The organism is uncultured Pseudoflavonifractor sp. (genome assembly GCF_944387805.1).
Lineage (GTDB): Bacteria > Bacillota > Clostridia > Oscillospirales > Oscillospiraceae > Pseudoflavonifractor.
Genome location: NZ_CALXGI010000020.1, coordinates 1 through 16,696 on the forward strand (window position 1 = coordinate 1; position 16,696 = coordinate 16,696).

16 protein-coding genes and 1 pseudogene are annotated in these 16,696 nt (G+C 63.8%); 4 read left to right on the plus strand and 13 right to left on the minus strand.

All coding sequences use genetic code 11. The features are described 5' to 3' along the window. Positions 1 to 116 precede the first annotated feature (116 nt). Complete coding sequence (locus Q0K06_RS06985; protein WP_294550425.1) at positions 117 to 977, minus strand: NYN domain-containing protein; 861 nt, start codon at positions 975 to 977, stop codon at positions 117 to 119. A gap of 178 nt (positions 978 to 1,155) precedes the next feature. On the opposite strand from Q0K06_RS06985, the gene Q0K06_RS06990 reads away from it, so the two are divergent. Both Q0K06_RS06990 and Q0K06_RS06995 read left to right on the plus strand, forming a co-directional pair. Then, positions 1,156 to 1,620, plus strand: coding sequence for a sigma-70 family RNA polymerase sigma factor (locus Q0K06_RS06990; protein ID WP_294550427.1), 465 nt, complete (start codon positions 1,156 to 1,158; stop codon positions 1,618 to 1,620). 12 nt (positions 1,621 to 1,632) lie between these two features. After that, positions 1,633 to 3,615, plus strand: coding sequence for a hypothetical protein (locus tag Q0K06_RS06995; RefSeq protein ID WP_294550428.1), 1,983 nt, complete (start codon positions 1,633 to 1,635; stop codon positions 3,613 to 3,615). A 63-nt stretch (positions 3,616 to 3,678) separates the two neighbouring features. Here the strand turns inward: Q0K06_RS06995 and raiA are convergent, their stop codons facing one another. From raiA to Q0K06_RS07035, 8 genes and pseudogenes are all read right to left on the minus strand, one after another. Beyond that, a complete protein-coding gene (gene raiA / locus Q0K06_RS07000; protein WP_294550430.1) occupies positions 3,679 to 4,224 on the minus strand; it encodes a ribosome-associated translation inhibitor RaiA in 546 nt (181 codons plus the stop codon). A gap of 129 nt (positions 4,225 to 4,353) precedes the next feature. Further along, positions 4,354 to 5,196, minus strand: coding sequence for a fumarate hydratase (locus tag Q0K06_RS07005; protein WP_294550432.1), 843 nt, complete (start codon positions 5,194 to 5,196; stop codon positions 4,354 to 4,356). A gap of 16 nt (positions 5,197 to 5,212) precedes the next feature. After that, on the minus strand, positions 5,213 to 6,370 hold the full coding sequence (locus Q0K06_RS07010) for an amidohydrolase (protein ID WP_294550434.1): 1,158 nt from the start codon (positions 6,368 to 6,370) through the stop codon (positions 5,213 to 5,215). Between the two features lie 333 nt (positions 6,371 to 6,703). Further along, positions 6,704 to 7,156: a S1 RNA-binding domain-containing protein gene (locus Q0K06_RS07015; protein ID WP_294550436.1), complete on the minus strand. Its 453-nt coding sequence runs from the start codon at positions 7,154 to 7,156 to the stop codon at positions 6,704 to 6,706. A gap of 44 nt (positions 7,157 to 7,200) precedes the next feature. Then, positions 7,201 to 7,476, minus strand: a complete 276-nt coding sequence (locus Q0K06_RS07020; RefSeq protein ID WP_294550438.1) for a septum formation initiator family protein — start codon at positions 7,474 to 7,476, stop codon at positions 7,201 to 7,203. Between the two features lie 280 nt (positions 7,477 to 7,756). Next, positions 7,757 to 7,969, minus strand: a pseudogene (gene yabQ / locus Q0K06_RS13925) (spore cortex biosynthesis protein YabQ); the annotation flags it as partial. Positions 7,970 to 7,980: 11 nt separating this feature from the next. Next, entirely contained in the window at positions 7,981 to 8,268 is a 288-nt protein-coding gene (yabP, locus tag Q0K06_RS07030; RefSeq protein ID WP_294550443.1) for a sporulation protein YabP, read from the minus strand. Between the two features lie 64 nt (positions 8,269 to 8,332). Then, entirely contained in the window at positions 8,333 to 8,872 is a 540-nt protein-coding gene (locus tag Q0K06_RS07035; RefSeq protein ID WP_294550445.1) for a biotin transporter BioY, read from the minus strand. 171 nt (positions 8,873 to 9,043) lie between these two features. On the opposite strand from Q0K06_RS07035, the gene Q0K06_RS07040 reads away from it, so the two are divergent. Beyond that, the gene (locus Q0K06_RS07040) at positions 9,044 to 10,036 is read left to right on the plus strand and encodes a biotin--[acetyl-CoA-carboxylase] ligase (RefSeq protein WP_294550447.1); all 993 of its coding nucleotides are present in this window, start codon (positions 9,044 to 9,046) and stop codon (positions 10,034 to 10,036) included. A 45-nt stretch (positions 10,037 to 10,081) separates the two neighbouring features. Here Q0K06_RS07040 and Q0K06_RS07045 read toward each other — a convergent pair whose 3' ends face one another. The 3 genes from Q0K06_RS07045 to Q0K06_RS07055 all read right to left on the minus strand — a co-directional run bounded on the left by Q0K06_RS07045 (position 10,082) and on the right by Q0K06_RS07055 (position 14,588). Then, complete coding sequence (locus Q0K06_RS07045) at positions 10,082 to 12,550, minus strand: cation-translocating P-type ATPase (RefSeq protein ID WP_294550449.1); 2,469 nt, start codon at positions 12,548 to 12,550, stop codon at positions 10,082 to 10,084. A 276-nt stretch (positions 12,551 to 12,826) separates the two neighbouring features. Continuing rightward, entirely contained in the window at positions 12,827 to 13,513 is a 687-nt protein-coding gene (locus tag Q0K06_RS07050; protein WP_294550451.1) for a response regulator transcription factor, read from the minus strand. A gap of 64 nt (positions 13,514 to 13,577) precedes the next feature. Beyond that, positions 13,578 to 14,588, minus strand: coding sequence for a WYL domain-containing protein (locus Q0K06_RS07055; RefSeq protein WP_294550453.1), 1,011 nt, complete (start codon positions 14,586 to 14,588; stop codon positions 13,578 to 13,580). Positions 14,589 to 14,829: 241 nt separating this feature from the next. Here Q0K06_RS07055 and Q0K06_RS07060 point away from each other — a divergent pair, with 241 nt between their 5' ends. After that, entirely contained in the window at positions 14,830 to 15,645 is an 816-nt protein-coding gene (locus Q0K06_RS07060) for an SH3 domain-containing C40 family peptidase (protein WP_294550455.1), read from the plus strand. A 36-nt stretch (positions 15,646 to 15,681) separates the two neighbouring features. On the opposite strand, the gene trxB is transcribed toward Q0K06_RS07060, so the two are convergent. Further along, positions 15,682 to 16,587 (minus strand): thioredoxin-disulfide reductase, encoded by a 906-nt coding sequence (gene trxB / locus Q0K06_RS07065; RefSeq protein WP_294550457.1) that lies wholly within the window; start codon positions 16,585 to 16,587, stop codon positions 15,682 to 15,684. Between the last annotated feature and the right edge of the window lie 109 nt (positions 16,588 to 16,696).

Here is a 16,696-nt window from a genome sequence, read left to right on the forward strand (position 1 = left end):
CCTTTAGGGGTATTGTCTGTATTATGCCCTTATAGGGCTTAATCAAGCCTCCGGCTTAGCCGGAGGTTGTGACTTTTTCGGGGGGACTGCCGCCGGTGCAGAAATACAAAACGCAATTATTTTCTGCTTTTGTCCCGCAGGTATACATGCTTGGTGGGGTCATCGGCGCTGGTCTGGCGGTAGACCACCTCAAACCGGTCCAGGGCCTTCACCAGCTGAGTCAGCTTGGAGTAGCCGTAGTTCCGGGGGTCAAAGTCGGGCTGCTTTTTCAGCAGCAGGTTGCCCAGCTTGCCCATAAAGCCGTAGCCGTCCTCATCGGCGATGCTCTCCAGGGAGTCGGCAATGAGATCCACCACAGCCCGGGGCACGCCGGCGATCTCCTCCGGCTCAGGGGGCTGGGCCTGGGTGGGAGCAGCCTTCTTCTTGGCCGCCTTTTTGGCCGGCTTCTTGGGGGCCTGGCTCTCCTTTTCCGGCTCCGGAGCAGGCTCCGGCTCAGGGGCGGACGCCGCCAGAGCCTCCTGCCGGGCCTTCTCCCCGGCGGCACGGATGACCTCGATGTAGATAAACTTGTCGCAGGCCACGATAAAGGGCAGAGGGGTCTTTTTCTCCCCCATGCCGTACACCTTCATGCCCGCCTCTCGCAGCCGGGTGGCCAGGCGGGTGAAGTCGCTGTCGCTGGACACCAGCACGAATCCGTCGCACCGGCCCGAGTAGAGCAGGTCCATGGCGTCGATGATCATGGCCGAGTCGGTGGCGTTCTTGCCGGTGGTGTAGCTGTACTGCTGGATAGGGGTGATGGCGTGTTCCAGCAGCAGGGGCTTCCAGGAGGCCATGTTGGGAGTGGTCCAGTCGCCGTAGATGCGCTTGACCGTAGGCGTGCCGTACACTGCCGCCTCGGCCATAATGTCCCGCAGGGCGGAACGGGGGGCGTTGTCCGCGTCGATAAGCACGGCCAGCCGCAGATCCTGATTGTCCATGTGCGATAATCTCCTCATATCAGTATCAAAACCCGGAAACCGGGACAGGTCACAAGGGATAAACCCAGTATAGCACAAAGCCGCCGGCGGAGGAATAGAATTCCGGCGGAAAAAGCTGGACTGAAGGCGCAGCGTTTGGCCGCGCCAAAGCGTATATAAGGTGAAAGGGGGGACGGGAATGAACCCCAACCGGTTGGAAGAGACAGTAAGGAAGTACGAGAACACCCTGTACCGCTCCGCCCTGGCCATCCTGGGGGATGCCCACGAGGCCCAGGACGCGGTGCAGGACGCATTTGTGAAGTATCTGGAAAAGGCTCCGGAGTTTGAAAGCCCGGAGCACGAGAAGGCGTGGCTCATCCGGGTGACGGTGAACGGCTGCAGGAGCCGGCTCCGCTCACCCTGGCGCAGGCGGCGCACGGCCCTCAGCGAGGGCCTGCCCGCCCCCGAGCCGGAGGAGGAGGCCGTGCTGGAGGCGGTGCTGGCCCTGCCCCCCAGGGACAGGGCGGCGGTCCACCTCTACTACTACGAGGGGTACAGCACGCCGGAGATTGCCGCCATGACCGGCCAGAGCGAGGGAACCGTCCGGTCCCGGCTCGCCCGGGCCAGGCAGAAACTCAGAAACCTTCTGGCGGATACCGAGTGAAAGGAGCAGAGCATGGAACACTACCGTTCTTATATGAACCGGGTGAAGCTGAGCCCGGAGGAACATCGGGCCCTGATGGACGCCCTGGCGGGAAAAGGGCGGCCGGCCCGGCGGCCCTCCCCCGCCCGGTGGCTGACCGCGGCGGCCTGCCTGGCGCTGGTATGCGCGGCGGCCTTTGGAATATGGCGCCTGACGGGCCTGCCCGGCGGGGACACCGGCCCAAGCCAGATGCTGGAGGAGATCCCCGGCGGACAGAATACCGCCGGGCCTGAGGCCACTGACCCCGCCCCGGAGGACACGGAACCCATTGCGGCGGACCGGGACAGCGAATACGTCCTCTCCCCCGTGGACCCCTTTGACGGACAGCCCCACAGCAGCTTTAACATCCAGGGGGTGGAGTACGGAGATGCTCCTGAGATCTGCGCCTCCATCGCCTACCCGGACGGCTGGTTTGAGGAGCAGCTGACCCGGGCGCAGATGGTGGAGCTGCTGGGTGGTCCCGGGGCGGAGGATGCCCCCTGGTCCCTGTACTGGGTGGGGTACGACATCACCGGAAAGGCCGTCTACGACGGGGAGGGAAACCTGTGGCAGCTTTGGCTCAACGGCGTCAGCCGGAGCAACAGCCGCAACGGCTTCACCCTCACGGTCCGGCCGGGGGATTATCCCTTGACCGATATGATTGACCCCGATCAGACCGCCACCGAGATCAACGGCGTCATGATCTACGGCAGCAAGGGCGGCCGGTACGGATGGGACGGCAGCGGGGAGATGGGCTATATCTATGAGATTACCATGATGTCGGGGAACGCGGGGCTGAGCTTTGAGGCCCGGCAGGTGGAGGAGGAGAACGCCGAGTACCTGTGCACCCAGGCGGCCAACACCTTTGCGGGCACAAAGCTGCACCTGGACAGCCTGCTGGTCTATGACGGCGACGTGCCCGACTGGGGGAAGAAGATGCTCACCTGGGAGGAGGCCATGGATGACGAAAAATTCGGAGCCTACGTCCCGCTGTACGTGCCCGACGGCTTTACCTTTGAGGGGGCCTGGCGGGAGTGGGGCCGGGACCGGGATTACCTGACCCTCAACTGGTCGGGGTACTACACCAGTATCTCCATCGACATCCTGGACGCCGGCACCTGGGGCGACTTCACCCTCACCGACCCGGCGGACCGGGAGAAGTACGACATGAGCCTCTACGCCACCCCATATTCCGACTCGGTGCCCGAGGAGTACCGGCAGGAGTTTGACAACCCGGTGTTCGCCATTGAGGACGTGACGGCCCAGGTCATTGCCGCCCGGATGCGCTGGGTGGACGGCGACAGCGGCGACGTGGACGGCTGGCGTGGAAACTTCTCTGTCTACTACGAGAGCGAAAACGTGCTGGTGCGGTATGACCTGGACGGAGTCACCCCTCAGGAGGCCTACGACCTGATTCTCAAGGAGTACAGCACTCCGCCCGGGCAGGCGGCGACTTGGGAGGACATCCTGAAGGGGCGGGGTTCCTTCCGGGACGCCGCCAGCGGCCAGATACTGGAGCTGTCCACCATCTCCTGGATTTTCACGCCTGACGAGAGCATCCAGGCCCAGCCCACCGCCTTTGCCCTGCTGGATCTGGACGGGGACGGCGAGGAGGAGCTGGTTTTGAAGGTGTGGATGGGAGAGGCATATGATGAGTGCACCGTGGTGCTGTTCCGGGAGGGGGACGGGCTCTATGCCCGGGGCTTCGGACTGCGGAGCATGAGCGATCTGAGGGCGGACGGGACCTTCCACTACTCCAGCGGCGCGTTCGACTGGGGGTATGCCCGCATCACATCGCTGACCTCTACGGCGTACGAGAAGGAGAATGTCACCTACTGCCTGGGCGAACGCTATGTAGTGGACGGCACGCCGGCGGACGAGGCGGCTTTCTGGTCCGCTTCTGAGGCGCAGGAGGCCAAGGCCGAGCCGGAGTGGTACCCCATGGACGCGGATGGCATGGCCGCCGCTTTTGGATGAGACAGAGAGGAAACAAAAAGAGGCGGCCGCCCGGAAGGGCGGCCGCCTCGCTGTATACTGCTGTTACGGCTCGTCCACGATAAGGCCGTAGCCGCCGTCGTTGCGCTTGTACACCACGGCGAAGGAGCCGTCGGCGTCGGCGTCACGGAAGGCGAAGAAGGTGTGGTCCACCAGGTTCATCTGGAGAATGGCCTCCTCCACACTCATGGGACGGATGGGGAACTTCTTGGTGCGGACAATGTGGAACTCCTCTTCCTCGGTGTCGGGGACAAAGGAGGAGAGCTCCTCCTCGTCCACGGAGCGGACAAAGGCGTCCTGACGCAGGCGCTTCTCCAGGCGGGCTTTATTCTTGCGCAGCTGGCGCTCCACAGAGGCCACGGCGGCGTCGATGGTGGCAAACATATCAGAGGTACTCTCGGACACGCGGATGATGGTGCCGGCGGAGCGGATGGTCAGCTCCACGTTGTTGCGGTCCTTTTCCACGCTGAAGACGATGGCGGCCTCCGCGTCCGCCTTAAAATAACGGTCCAGCTTGCCCACCTTCTTCTCGGCATAGGCATGCACCTTGCGGGGCAGGTTGACCTTCTTGTCTGTGAACACGAACTTCATAGTTGTCAGCTCCTTCCGCCCTTTGGGGAGGGCACTCATTGGAAGCGGAGTGGTCCGGCTTCCTTGTCTCAATTATACCACACTCGAAGGAAAAAGCTACAACAATTTGTGAACAACGGACAAAATCAATCAGAGTGTTACGCTGGCGTGGCGGGTGACGTGGCAGCCTAGGTTCACGCAGCAGGGCAGGCCCGCGATATGGGTGGGGGCGGGCAGGATGGCCACCGACAGCGCGGTAGTGCGACCGCCCAGCCCCTGGGGGCCGATGCCCAGGGCGTTGATGCGCTCCAGGGCCTCTGCTTCCATCTCTGCGTAGAAGGGGTCGGCGCTGCGGGTGTCCACGCTGCGGAGCAGAGCCCGCTTGGCCAGCAGGGCCGCCCGGTCGGAGGTGCCGCCAAGGCCCACCCCCACCACCACCGGCGGGCAGGGGTTGGACCCGGCCAGGGACACCGACTCCACGATAAAGTCCAAAATCTCCTGACGCCCGGCGGCGGGGGTGAACATCTTCAGCCGGGTCATGTTCTCGCTGCCGAAGCCCTTGGGGGCCACGGTGATGGTGAGCCGGTCGCCCTCAGTGAGGCGCAGGTACTGGACGGCAGGGGTGTTGTCCCCGGTGTTCTCCCGGCGGAGTGGGTCCCCCACCACCGAGCACCGGAGGGAACCTTCCAGATAGCCCCGGCGGACGCCCTCGTTCACCGCGTCCTCCAGCAGTCCGCCGGTGATATGGGCCTCCTGGCCCAGCTCCAGAAAGACCACCGCCATGCCTGTGTCCTGACAGATGGGCAGGCCGCGCTGGGCGGCAAAGGTGAAGTTCTCCTCCAGGTCGCCCAGGATGGCCCGGCCCACCGGGGATTCTTCCGTCTCCTCCGCGGCGCGGATGGCCGTGCACAGGTCGCCGGGCAGCACGGTGTTGGCCCGGATGCAGGCGTCCCGCACGGCGGCTGCAATGTCATCAAACCGGATTTCTCGCATCCTATGCCCCTCCTGTTCAGACCACCTGGACCCCGCCGATGTACACCTGCTCCACCTTGCTCTTCCAGTCCAGGGGGTGGCCGGTAGAGAGGACAATGTCGGCGTCCTTGCCGGGGGTGAGAGAGCCCACCCGGTCGGCAATTCCGGCAATGACCGCCGGGTTGATGGTAATGGCCGCCAGGGCGGCCTCCTCGTCCATACCGGCGCGTACGGCCATAGCAGCGCAGACAGGCAGGTACTGGACCGGGATGACCGGGTGGTCGGTGCAGATGGCCACCTTCACTCCGGCTTTGGCCAGGATCACCGGGTTCTCCTGGTTCTGGCCACCCAGCTCCGGCTTGCTCCGGTCGGTGAGGCAGGGACCGGTGATGACAGGAATCCCCTCCTGGGCCAGCAGGTCGGGGATGCGGTAGGCCTCAGTGCCGTGGACCACCACCAGGTGCACGCCGAATTCCTTTGCAAGCCGCACGGCGGTGGCGATGTCGTCCGCCCGGTGGGCGTGGCAGTGGACGGGCAGGGTGCCCTTCAGAACGGGAACCAGGGCCTCCAGCTTGGCGTCAAAGGCGGGAACCTCCGCCTCCGGGTCCTCGTCGGCCTTGTTCTGCTTATCCATGTACTCCAGGGCCTTGGACAGGTTCTCCCGGATGATGGCGGCGGTGGCCATCCGGGTGATGGGCGTCTCCTTCCGGTCGTTGTACACGTTCTTGGGGTTCTCTCCCAGGGCGAACTTCATGGCCGCTGGGGCGGCCACAATCATCTGGTCCACCCAACGGCCGCTGGTCTTGAGGGCGGCGAACTGGCCGGCAATGGGGTTGGCGCTGCCCGGACCGGTGAGCACACAGGTGACGCCGCCGGCACGGGCGTCGGCAAAGCAGCGGTCCAGGGCGTTGACCGCGTCAATGGCCCGCAGGTGGGGGGTGCAGGGGTCGGTGGACTCGTTGCCGTCGTCTGACTCAAAGCCTACCGCGTCGCCGAAGAGTCCCAGGTGGCAGTGGGCGTCCACCAGGCCGGGGCAGACATGGCGGCCCGCCGCGTCCACTACCGGGCCCTCAATTCCCGCCGGCAGGTCGGACATGGGTCCAACCGCCGCAATCTTGCCTCCCTCCACATGGACAAAGCCGCCCTCAATAACCGGGCCGTCCATGGTGTGCAGAATTCCGTTGGTAATCAGCAAAGAAATCCCGTCCTTTCGACAAAAGTAGTGTTTGACAAATATAGGAAAATAAGTTATATTATGTTTGCAGCTCATCCAATATGCAATCCATCTCAATTCCAGCAAGGGAACTCATTCCATTCTCCCGCGCACCTTGGACGCCCGGAACCGGGCGTTCTTTTTTTGCCGTGGAAGCGCCCGGCGCCCGGCCCCGGGCCGATTCCGGCGGCGCAGCCATAAGGCTGGGCGCCGGGGCCGGGGCAGACCCATATGCGCATGAAATGCTGCGCCGGAGGGAAGAAAAAGCAGCCTGCCGAACCACCGGGTTCGACAGGCTGCGCGGATGCTGAGCGCTTATTTCCGGCCGCCGCGGCGGTTGCTGCTCCGCTTCTCCGTGTAGTGGAGCTCGGAGAGCTTGCTGTCCGAGGCCTGCATAAACTGCTTGAGCTTGTCCTCAAAGCTGGCGGGCTCGCGAGAGGCCGCAGGGCCCCGGCCAAAGCCGCCGGACCGCCCGCCTCCAGCGGGACGGGCGCCGCCCGCGGACCGGCCCTGGCCGGCGGGGCGGGGAGGAGGATCCATTGCCTTCTTAATGGAGAGGTTGATGCGGCCGTTCTCGTCAATGCCGATGACCTTGACCTTGACCTCCTGACCCTCTTTTAAGTAGTCCTTGACGTCATTCACATAGGAATAGGCGATCTCGGAAATGTGCACGAGGCCAGATTTGCCCTCGGGCAGAGACACGAACGCGCCAAACTTCGTAAGACCTGTAACCTTACCCTCCAGGATAGAACCAACACCAAACTCCATACTGACCGATATATCCTCCTTCAAAATTCACCCGGAAGGATGCGCTACTCGGTGATCCGCAGGATCTTCTCGCCGGGAAGCACAAGACCCAGGGAGTTCCGCGCAATATCCTGCTGCCGCTTGGGGTCATCGCTGTTTTCCACGGCGTCGGACAGGTCGGCGTTGACCTGAGTCTGGGCGTCCACCTGGGCGGTGAGCACGGCTTTCTGGGCCTGAGCGTCCTCCAGCCGGCTCCGCAGATCCAGCAGGGCGATGGCCAAGCCGATGAGGAGCGCCAGTACGACGATCTTGGTGAGCAGTCCCGCACGTTTGACCTTCATATCCGGCTCCTCCTTCTCCGCGCGCCGCCCGCCTGCGGGCAGCTTGCGCCATCTCTTCGGGTATGTGCCTTATTTTATACCATCTCCGCTTATAATGAAAGTGATTTTTCGCAAGTTTTTTAATTTTTTTACACAGAGCTTTTATCGCCGTGGCCGGCAGGAGGAGAAAACGCCACAAAAAACCTGCCGCGTCGGCCAGCAGATAGCCCAGTTTCAGGGCCCAGCGGCTGAGCAGGAGGAAGTACCCGGCCGCGCCCAGAAAGATGGCGCCGATATGGAAGAGGCGGACCCGGCCGCCCCCCAGGCTGATGGTGAACACAAAGAGGGAGACCGTTACCGCCAGCCAGAACAGCAGGTCCAGCGCACCCCCCAGCAGGGGCAGGCGCACCCGTACCCGGAGCACCCGGAACAGGTCGTAGAGCAGGCCCACCAGGACGCCCAGCGCCAAAGCGGACAGAAGGGCAAAGGCCTGCCCAGCCACTGAGATTTCCACGGTCCGGCCCCTCAGCGGAACAGCCGGGAGAACAGGCCGCCCTTGTCCCGGCCGCCGTCCTCATAGGCGAGGGAGTCAATCTCCCCCTCCACCTTCAGGTCCCCTCCGTCCAGGCTCAGCTTCTCAATGTGCAGCCCGCCGCCCCGGACAATCAGCGTCCCCTTGGTGGTGTACATGACAATCTGGGTCTCGTCAAAGCTCTCAACCTCCTCCACCCCGGAGACCGAGAGCTGCTCCCGGCCCTCCAGAATCAGGTGGTGGGGCGCGTCGGTACGGATGGATTTTTCCTCATAGGGCATGGTACGTCCCTCCCTTTCAGTCTCTGCACTATCTATATGGGGGAGGGGGACAGGATATGCCCGGTCAGGTCCGCTGTCTGGACAGGGCGGGGGCTATGCGCCGGGAGAGGGCAAAGGCCAGGGCCAGCTTGACAAGATCGGGCAGGATGAAGGGGAACACGCACCAGCCCAGCACGGTCAGCATATCGGCCGAAGCGCCGCCGGCGGAGTAGAGGTACAGGAACCACAGCGAGCCGAACAGGTAGCACGCCGCCAGACCAATGACGGCGGAGGTCAGGTAGACCAGAGGCCCCCTGCCCAGCAGGGATTCGGCGGCCCACATTACCAGGGCGATGAGAAGAAAGCCCAGCAGATAGCCGCCGGTGGTGCCGATGAGGGCCCCGATGCCGCCGGTGAAGTGGGAGAACACGGGCAGGCCCGCCGCCCCCAGCAGCAGGTATACCCCCACCGCCAGAGAGCCCAGCTTTCCGCCCAGCAGGCCAACCGCCAGGAATACCCCCATGGTCTGGAGGGTGAAGGGCACCGTGGTGGGGACGGAGATCCAGGCGCAGACGGCCAGCAGGGCGGCCATGATTCCGGTGAGAACCAAATTTCTTGTCTTCATAATGTGCTCCTCTCTCCCGGCAGAGGTTCGGGATGATTGTAAACTCATAAAATAGAATAGTTTACAATTGGAGGATTGTCAACTGATTTTTGAAAGAGGGTTACAATTGCGGTTGACGGGAGAGGATGAGGGGGATACAATGGAACACAAAACAGGAAAGGGGAGAGGGCTGTGCTGCGGGATGAGGTGCTGGCCCTGCTGAAGCAGGGGGAGAGCCCCCTGTCGGGGGAGGCTATGAGCAGACGCCTGGGGGTGTCCCGGGCGGCGGTGTGGAAGGCGGTGGAGGCCCTCCGGCAGGAGGGGTATGTCATCTCCTCCGCCACCAACCGGGGCTACCGGCTGGTGGAAGCGCCCGACCTGCTCAGCGCCGGCGCGCTGTCCGGCGGCCTGAACGGCTGCCTGGTGGGCCGGGAACTTCTATGTCTGCCCACTGTGGATTCCACCAACAGCGAGGTGAAACGGCAGGCCCTGGCGGGCAGGGCTGAGGGCCTGGCGGTGTTCGCCGACGGACAGACCGGCGGCCGGGGCCGCCGGGGGCGGGAGTTTGAGTCCCCGTCGGGAAAGGGGCTGTACTGCTCTGTGCTGCTGCGGCCCGAGTGCACCCTGGACCAGTTGCCCCAGCTGACCGCCTGGACGGCGGTGGCGGTGTGCGACGGAGTAGAGGAGGTCTGCGGCGTCCGGCCGGGCATCAAGTGGACCAACGATTTGGTGCTGGAGGGGCGGAAGCTGTGCGGCATTCTCACAGAACTAGGCATGGAGGGGGAGAGCGCCCGCCTCCAGTATGCAGTGGTGGGCATTGGCATTAACGTCAGCCAGCAGGCGGCCGACTTCGGCCCCGGGGCCGCTCCGGTGGCCATCTCCCTGGCCCAGGCTCTGGGGAAGGCGCCCCGCCGCACCGATCTGGCCGTCGCCCTGCTGCGGGCCCTGGACAATATGTATCGGGATTTCCCTGACCGGCGGGACAGCTGGTATGAGCGCTACCGCAGGGACTGTCTCACTCTGGGAAAGCAGGTGCGGGTCCTCCGGGGCAGCGAGACCTTCACCGGCGTGGCCGAGGAACTGGCCGGCGACTTCTCCCTTATCGTCCGCCGGGAGGACGGCACCCGGGAGACCGTCAATGCCGGGGACGTGTCCGTCCGGGGGCTGTTTGGGTATGCGGAATAAAAAAAGGAAGCCGCCGCGGCGGCTTCCTTTTTTGCGTTACAGGGGTTATACGTCCTCAGGCAGCACCCGGAGGCGGCTGCGGGCCCGCAGCCGGGCAGCAAAGGCTCTGTATACCAGGGTGCACAGCTCCATCGCCTTGAGCACCGCCTTTTGGCAGGGCACGGCCAGCAGCAGCAGCACGGAGAACACCAATCCGGTCTGAAGGGTCAGGGGCTCCAGGGAGAAGAAGGAGCCCAGCTGCACCACGCACACCACCATGGATACGGTCATGGCGCCCCACAGCACCTTTCGCTTCCAGTCAAAGGGGCGGCACACGTAGAAGAGGACGATAAGACCGTTGAAGGCCATAAGCATAGCGGAGACAGTGGACAGGGACTGCGTGGAAAATCCAAAGGCGTAGGCAAAGGCCTCCGCCCCCAGGACCAGGAACAGGTTGGTCAGGCCGCCGGGGCAGGCCTGCTTCATCACATTGGGAAGGAACCGGCCCTTGACGATGGCCCGGTTGGGTTCCAGGGCCAGGAAGAAGGAGGGGGCGCCGATGGTGAGGGCGGAGATGAGAGAGAGCTGGAGAGGAACAAAGGGGTAGGGCATGGCGGTGGCGAAGATGGTGATGAGGGACAGGAGAAAGGAGAAAATATTCTTCACCAGGAAAAGGGAGGCGGCCCGCTGGATGTTGTTGATCACGCGGCGGCCCTCCAGCACCACCTGGGGCATGGAGGCGAAATTGGAGTCCAGCAGCACCAGGTGTGCGGCCTGACAGGCGGCGTCCGCCCCCGAGGCCATGGCGATGCCGCAGTCGGCGTCCTTCAGGGCCAGAACGTCGTTGACGCCGTCCCCTGTCATGGCCACTGTATGGCCCGCTTTTTTCAGGGCCTGGACGAATTTCCGCTTCTGGCTGGGGGTCACCCGGCCAAATACGGTGTACTGCTCCACCGCCTGAGCGATGTCCGCGTCCGACTTGAGGGTGGCGGCGTCCACATACTGCTCCGCCCCCTGGATGCCCGCCTGGAGGGCCACCTGGGAAACAGTGACCGGGTTGTCCCCTGAGATGACCTTTACCGCCACTCCCTGCTGGGCAAAGTAGCGGAAGGTGTCGGGGGCCTCGGGGCGGATTTTATTGGCAATGCGGATAAGGGACATGGGGGAGAGCTTTCCGGTGAGATGGCCGCCGGTGATGGGGCCTTCGTGTTTGGCCAGCAGGAGCACCCGCTCCCCCTTGCCCGAGTACTCCTCCACCGTCTCCTTCAGGTCGGCGTAACGCCGGCCCATGACAAATTCCGGCGCGCCCACCACATAGGTGCCGTGGCCAACAAAGGTAACGGCGCTCCACTTGGTGGCCGAGGTAAAGGGGATTACTTTTTCCGCCTTCCATACCGACTTGCCGGAAAACCGGGCCCTGAGGGCTTTGGCGGTGTCGTTGTCGGCATCGGCGGCGGAATAGAAGGCATTGAGGGCGGCTTCTACCGTCCGGACGGGAAAGAGCTCCTCGTCCAGGGGCACCAGGCCGGCCACCGCCATGCCCGGTTCGGTGATGGTGCCTGTTTTGTCCACGCAGAGCACATCCACCCGGGCCAGAGTCTCAATGGAGCTCATGTCGTGGACCAGGGTCCGCTTCCGGGCCAGACGGAGCACAGATACTGCCAGGGCCACGCTGGTGAGCAGGTAGAGCCCCTCGGGGATCATGCCGATGAGGGCGGCCACCGTGGAGGTCATGGCGTGGCGGATCCCGGTCTCCAGAAAGAAGTACTGCTTGACAAACAGGGCTACGCCCATAGGAATAAGGGCGATGCCGATGATCCGGATGAGCTTGTCCAGGGAGTTCATCATCTCGGACTGCCGGGGGGCGTGGCCCTTTTTGGCCTCCAGGGTGAGGCGGGAGGCGTAGGACTCGGCGCCCACCCGGGTGAGCACCGCCCGGCCGCTGCCCGCTACCACAAAGCTGCCCGACAGCAGCTCGTCCCCCGCCGCCTTGGGGATGGCGTCCGGCTCGCCGGTGATGAGTGCCTCGTTGACCTGGAGGGAGCCGGAGACCATCACCGCGTCCGCCGGGATCTGACTGCCCGCCGAGAAAACCACCACGTCGTCCCGCACCAGCTTGGCCACCGGCAGGGTAATCACCTTGCCGTCCCGTACCGCCGTGGCCTTGGGGGCGGAGAGCAGGGTGAGCTTGTCGATGGTGTGCTTGGAGCGGATCTCCTGGACAATGCCGATGAGCGTGTTGGCAATGGCGATCAGGAGAAAGAGCATGTCCCGGAAATCACCCACCACCGCCAGACACACGGCCAGCACCACAAAAATCAGGTTGAAAAAGGTGAACACATTCTCCCGGATAATCTGCTTCTCCGTTTTGGTGGGGGCCTCCACCGGCGTATTGGCATACCCCGCCGCGGCCCGCTCCGCCGCCTGGGCGGAGGTGAGTCCCTGCTCCGGGTCAGTGCGGACAGGGGAGACGGGCCGCCTGCTCTGAGGGGGCGGGGCCTGGACGGCGGCGGAGCTGGTCTGCTGTTTCTTCATATCTTCAAACGCCTCACAAAACGCCCCGGCGGACCGGGGAGAAGATTGGAAATTAGGGGGAGCTGTCTGATAATGTATATTCTAAAGGGCAAAGCAGTGGAAATCCAGTAAGAAATTTTTAACGTTTTATAAAAACAGAAGGAAATGTTTTGGATGTCTGCCGGAGACAGCGGGACATGAGCCGCGGACCTGCTCTCGCGCTGCGGAAGGCGGGTATGAAATCAGCCTGCCGGAAATTTTCCAGCAGGCTGATGGGAGCGGCTTGGCCGATCCGGCTCAGAGGAACTGGGACGGGACGGCATCGAAGCGGTATCCAACGCCCCGGAGGGTGACGATACAGCCGGCATAGGGGCCGATGGCCCGGCGGACCTGCTTGATATGGGTGTCCAGGGTGCGCTCTCCTCTGGGGCGGTCGGCGCCCCATACCGTCTCCAGCAGAAGCTGGCGGGGCATGGCGGCGCCGGGGTGGGAGACCAGCTGAAGGAGCAGGTCGAACTCCTTGGGGGAGAGTCCCACCGGCCGCCCGTCCACCGAAACCCGCCGGGCCGCCGGGTCCACCACCAGGCCGCCGGCGCCCAGGGTGGGAGAGAGGGCCTGAGCGGGCCGTCGCCTGAGAATGGCGGCAACCCGGCACATCAGCTCCCGGTGTGAGAAGGGCTTGACCATGAAATCGTCCACGCCCAGTTTGAAGCCCCGGACTTTGTCCTGCTCCTCGCCGTGGACAGAGAGCATGATCACCGGTATATCGGAGAAGGTGCGGATGGCCCGGAGCACCTCATAGCCGTCCAGGCCGGGGAGCATGATATCCAGAATCACCAGATCCACGCCGCCCTCCCGGCAGCGCGCTACCGCGGCGTGTCCGTCGGCACACTCGGCAATCTCATAGCCCGCGTGGCGGGCGTGCTTCGCCACAGCGGCCCGCAGCTTTTCTTCATCATCCACAATCAAAATCCGTGCTGCCATGGAGATGTCATCCTTTCCTTGAGAAGTCGTCGGGGACAGGACAGGGAAAGAGAAAACGTCTATCTTACAGGCCGCTGGCCTCCGCCGGAGGAGACAGGGCGCCCTCCGCGCTGTGCAGCTGTGCGCGAAAGGCCTCCACCGCCCAGTCGGGCCCCACCAGCTCGGCGCCGGCGCCCAGGCCAAAGAGCCAGCCCAGAAACTGAGGACTCACCACTGCGCGGACAGTGACCGTGAAGCAGTCGTCCCCATCGGGCACCAGGATTACGTCCTGCCCAAACCGGTCCAGCACCACTCCAACCAGCTGGTTCCGGCACCGGAGGGTCACCTGGGCCTCCCGGCCGCTGAACATGCCGAAGTGCTTCTGGGCATAGGTGGACAGGTCAAAGTCCCGGCAGCTCTCGTCTCCGAGCCGGGGGAGACAGGTCACTGCCAGTTCGGCCATCTTGTCCACCCGGTAGTGCCGCATCTCCTGATGCAGGTGGTCGTATCCGGCCAGATAGTAGTTCTCGTTGTCCCAGATGAGTCCATAGGGGCTCACCTGGTAGCGCCGCCCCTCCCGGCGGAACACCTTCTCCTTCCGCACATTGTATTCAAAGTACCGGAAGGTCACCGACTTACCGGTGGCTATGGCGCTGTGGAGCTTGTCAATGTTGTAATACACGCTCTCGTTCATGGCCTTCACCCGTCCGGACACATAGACCTGCCGCTGAAGCGAGCGGGCCTGGTGGCGGCTGGTCAGGGTCTCCAGCTTGTGAATCAGCGCATCCGACTTGCGCCGGGTGATGAATTTGCAGGACTGCACCGCATCCACCAGCAGCTTCAGCTCGGCCAGTTCAAACAGCCGGCTGCCAATGAACCAGCCCGGCGATTTGCCCTTTCTGCTCTGCACGTCCAGGCCCAGCTCCCGCAGGGCGTCCATGTCGTCATAGATGCTTTTCCGCTCTGCGCCTACCTGGTGGGCCTCCAGGGAGCTGATCAGCTGCTGGACGGTCATGGGGTGGTCCTCGTCGGTCTCACGGAACAGAGCCCGTTCCAGCAGCGGCAGCTTGAGCTTTTGATTCGCGCCTCTCGCCATGGCGCATCCCCCCTTTCCATACCATCGTAACGCAAAAAGTGTACGATAAAACGGACTTTTCAGAAGCATACCATATTTTTCTTTCTCTGCCAAGTGACACAGGATAATAAAAGGGAAAATTTTCAATCTTTTTAGGAAGGACTGGACAGCTTTACAGGGAATGGAATCTGTGCTACCCTCGTATTGATAGGCAGAACGGCAGTTACCGGACGGCGGTCCGGGAAAGAGAGGAGAATGAAGCATGCGTGCAGTGGTAACGGCATCCATCTGTCCGCTGATGAGCGGGCCTGCGCTCCAGTGCGGGCGGGCGGACGAGGCACTGGGGGGCATGGTGGTGGAGGTGCTGGAGGATACGGGCGCCGGCTGGCGGCTGGTGCGTACCCACTACGGCTACACCGGCTATGCCCCGGAGAGCTGCCTCCTCTTCGGCGAGGAGACGGCGGAGCGCTGGGTACGCCGGGAGAAGAAGGTGGTGCTTCGGAGCGCCTGCGATGTGCTGTCCGCTCCCGACGCGGCAGCCTGGCCGGTGGCCGCTCTGGTCCGGGGAGATCTGGCGGCCCCGGAGGGGGAGGCAAAAGACGGCTGGCAGCGGGTGCTGCTCCCCGGCGGACAGGAGGGATATCTCCGCAGCAGCTTTCTGGGACAGCTCCACACTGCGCCTGCCTATGGGGATGAGAATCGTATGCGCGCCGCCCTGGTGGAGGCTGCTCTGGCCTACCGGGGAACCCACTACCGCTGGGGGGGCAAGACACCCATGGGCATCGACTGCTCCGGGCTGTGCTCCATGGCCTATCTGCTCTGCGGAGTGATTATCTGGCGGGACGCGGCCATCAAAGAGGGCTACCCCGTCCGGCCTATCCCCGGGGAGAAGATGGGGCCGGGAGATCTGCTCTTCTTCCCCGGCCATGTGGCCATGTACCTGGGGGACGGACGGTATATCCACGCCACCGCCCGGGCGGGGGATGACGGCGTTGTCATCAACAGCCTCTCTCCCGGCCGGGCCGGCTACCGGGCCGATTTGGCCGGAAGCCTGACGGCGGTGGGGTCCATATTTTAAACGGCGGGTCCGCCGCCGGAACAGGCGGCGCGCCGCTTATTGTCCGGCCTGGAGGTAGCGCCCGGCCTGGGTGGCGGCGGAGGCCCCGTCGGCCGCCGCGGTAACCAGCTGGCGCAGGTCCTTCACCCGGGTGTCTCCGGCGGCAAAGACGCCGGGCACGTTGGTGCGGGCGTCCTCTCCGGCGATAATATAACCCTCCTGGTCCAGCTCCAGGGGCGGAGAGAAAACCTGGTTGTCCGGGACTAAACCCACGGCGGCGAATACCCCCGCTACGGGCAGGGAGCGCCTTCCCTCCGGGCCCTCCACCAGCAGGGAGGTGACGGCCTGCTCCCCCTGGATCTCCACCACCCTGTGGGAGAGGAGCACGTGGATGTTGGGCGCGGAGGCCAGGGCGTCGATGAGATGCCGCTCCGCCCTGAAGGTATCCCGCCGGTGGACCAGGTACACATTGGGACAGATATTGGCCAGGAACAGAGCGTCCTCCAGGGCGGTATTGCCGCCGCCCACCACCGCCGTGTCCCTGCCCCGGAAGAAGTTGCCGTCGCAGGTGGCGCAGTAGCTGACGCCCCGGCCCGCCAGCCGCTCCTCGCCGGGCACCTCCAGCTTCCGGCGGCGCACGCCGTTGGCGATGATGACTGTCCGGCCATCATAGGCGCTGCCGCCGGTGGTCACGGTCTTGTATGTCCCCCGGTCGGCCAGGGAGGCCGCCTGCTCAAAGCGGATGTCAGTGCCAAGAGCCTGGGCCTGTTCGTAAAGGTTCATGGCAAAATCCGGCCCGGAAACCTGCTTGCTGCCCGGCCAGTTCTCAATGTCCGGCGTGGTGGCCGCCTGACCGCCGGGGGTACCCCCCTCCAGCAGCAGCGTGGAATATCCGGCCCGCTTGGCGTAGATGGCGGCGGTCAGGCCCGCAGGGCCGCCGCCGATGATGATGACGTCGTACATGGAATCACCTCATAATAAGAATTATTCTTGTTAATAGAATCATATCATAGGACCGCACAGTTGAAAAGGGGAATCGCACAAAAAAGCAAAAAAATTTCCGGCACGAGAT

Excerpts from the sequence above, each read along its gene's own strand:
- Q0K06_RS06985 (WP_294550425.1), bottom strand. The coding sequence starts at position 977 with ATGGACAATCAGGATCTGCGGCTGGCCGTGCTTATCGACGCGGACAAC.
- Q0K06_RS06990 (WP_294550427.1), top strand. The coding sequence starts at position 1,156 with ATGAACCCCAACCGGTTGGAAGAGACAGTAAGGAAGTACGAGAACACC.
- Q0K06_RS06995 (WP_294550428.1), top strand. The coding sequence starts at position 1,633 with ATGGAACACTACCGTTCTTATATGAACCGGGTGAAGCTGAGCCCGGAG.
- raiA (WP_294550430.1), bottom strand. The coding sequence starts at position 4,224 with ATGAAGTTCGTGTTCACAGACAAGAAGGTCAACCTGCCCCGCAAGGTG.
- Q0K06_RS07005 (WP_294550432.1), bottom strand. The coding sequence starts at position 5,196 with ATGCGAGAAATCCGGTTTGATGACATTGCAGCCGCCGTGCGGGACGCC.
- Q0K06_RS07015 (WP_294550436.1), bottom strand. The coding sequence starts at position 7,156 with ATGGAGTTTGGTGTTGGTTCTATCCTGGAGGGTAAGGTTACAGGTCTT.
- Q0K06_RS07020 (WP_294550438.1), bottom strand. The coding sequence starts at position 7,476 with ATGAAGGTCAAACGTGCGGGACTGCTCACCAAGATCGTCGTACTGGCG.
- yabP (WP_294550443.1), bottom strand. The coding sequence starts at position 8,268 with ATGCCCTATGAGGAAAAATCCATCCGTACCGACGCGCCCCACCACCTG.
- Q0K06_RS07035 (WP_294550445.1), bottom strand. The coding sequence starts at position 8,872 with ATGAAGACAAGAAATTTGGTTCTCACCGGAATCATGGCCGCCCTGCTG.
- Q0K06_RS07045 (WP_294550449.1), bottom strand. The coding sequence starts at position 12,550 with ATGAAGAAACAGCAGACCAGCTCCGCCGCCGTCCAGGCCCCGCCCCCT.
- Q0K06_RS07050 (WP_294550451.1), bottom strand. The coding sequence starts at position 13,513 with ATGGCAGCACGGATTTTGATTGTGGATGATGAAGAAAAGCTGCGGGCC.
- Q0K06_RS07055 (WP_294550453.1), bottom strand. The coding sequence starts at position 14,588 with ATGGCGAGAGGCGCGAATCAAAAGCTCAAGCTGCCGCTGCTGGAACGG.
- Q0K06_RS07060 (WP_294550455.1), top strand. The coding sequence starts at position 14,830 with ATGCGTGCAGTGGTAACGGCATCCATCTGTCCGCTGATGAGCGGGCCT.
- trxB (WP_294550457.1), bottom strand. The coding sequence starts at position 16,587 with ATGTACGACGTCATCATCATCGGCGGCGGCCCTGCGGGCCTGACCGCC.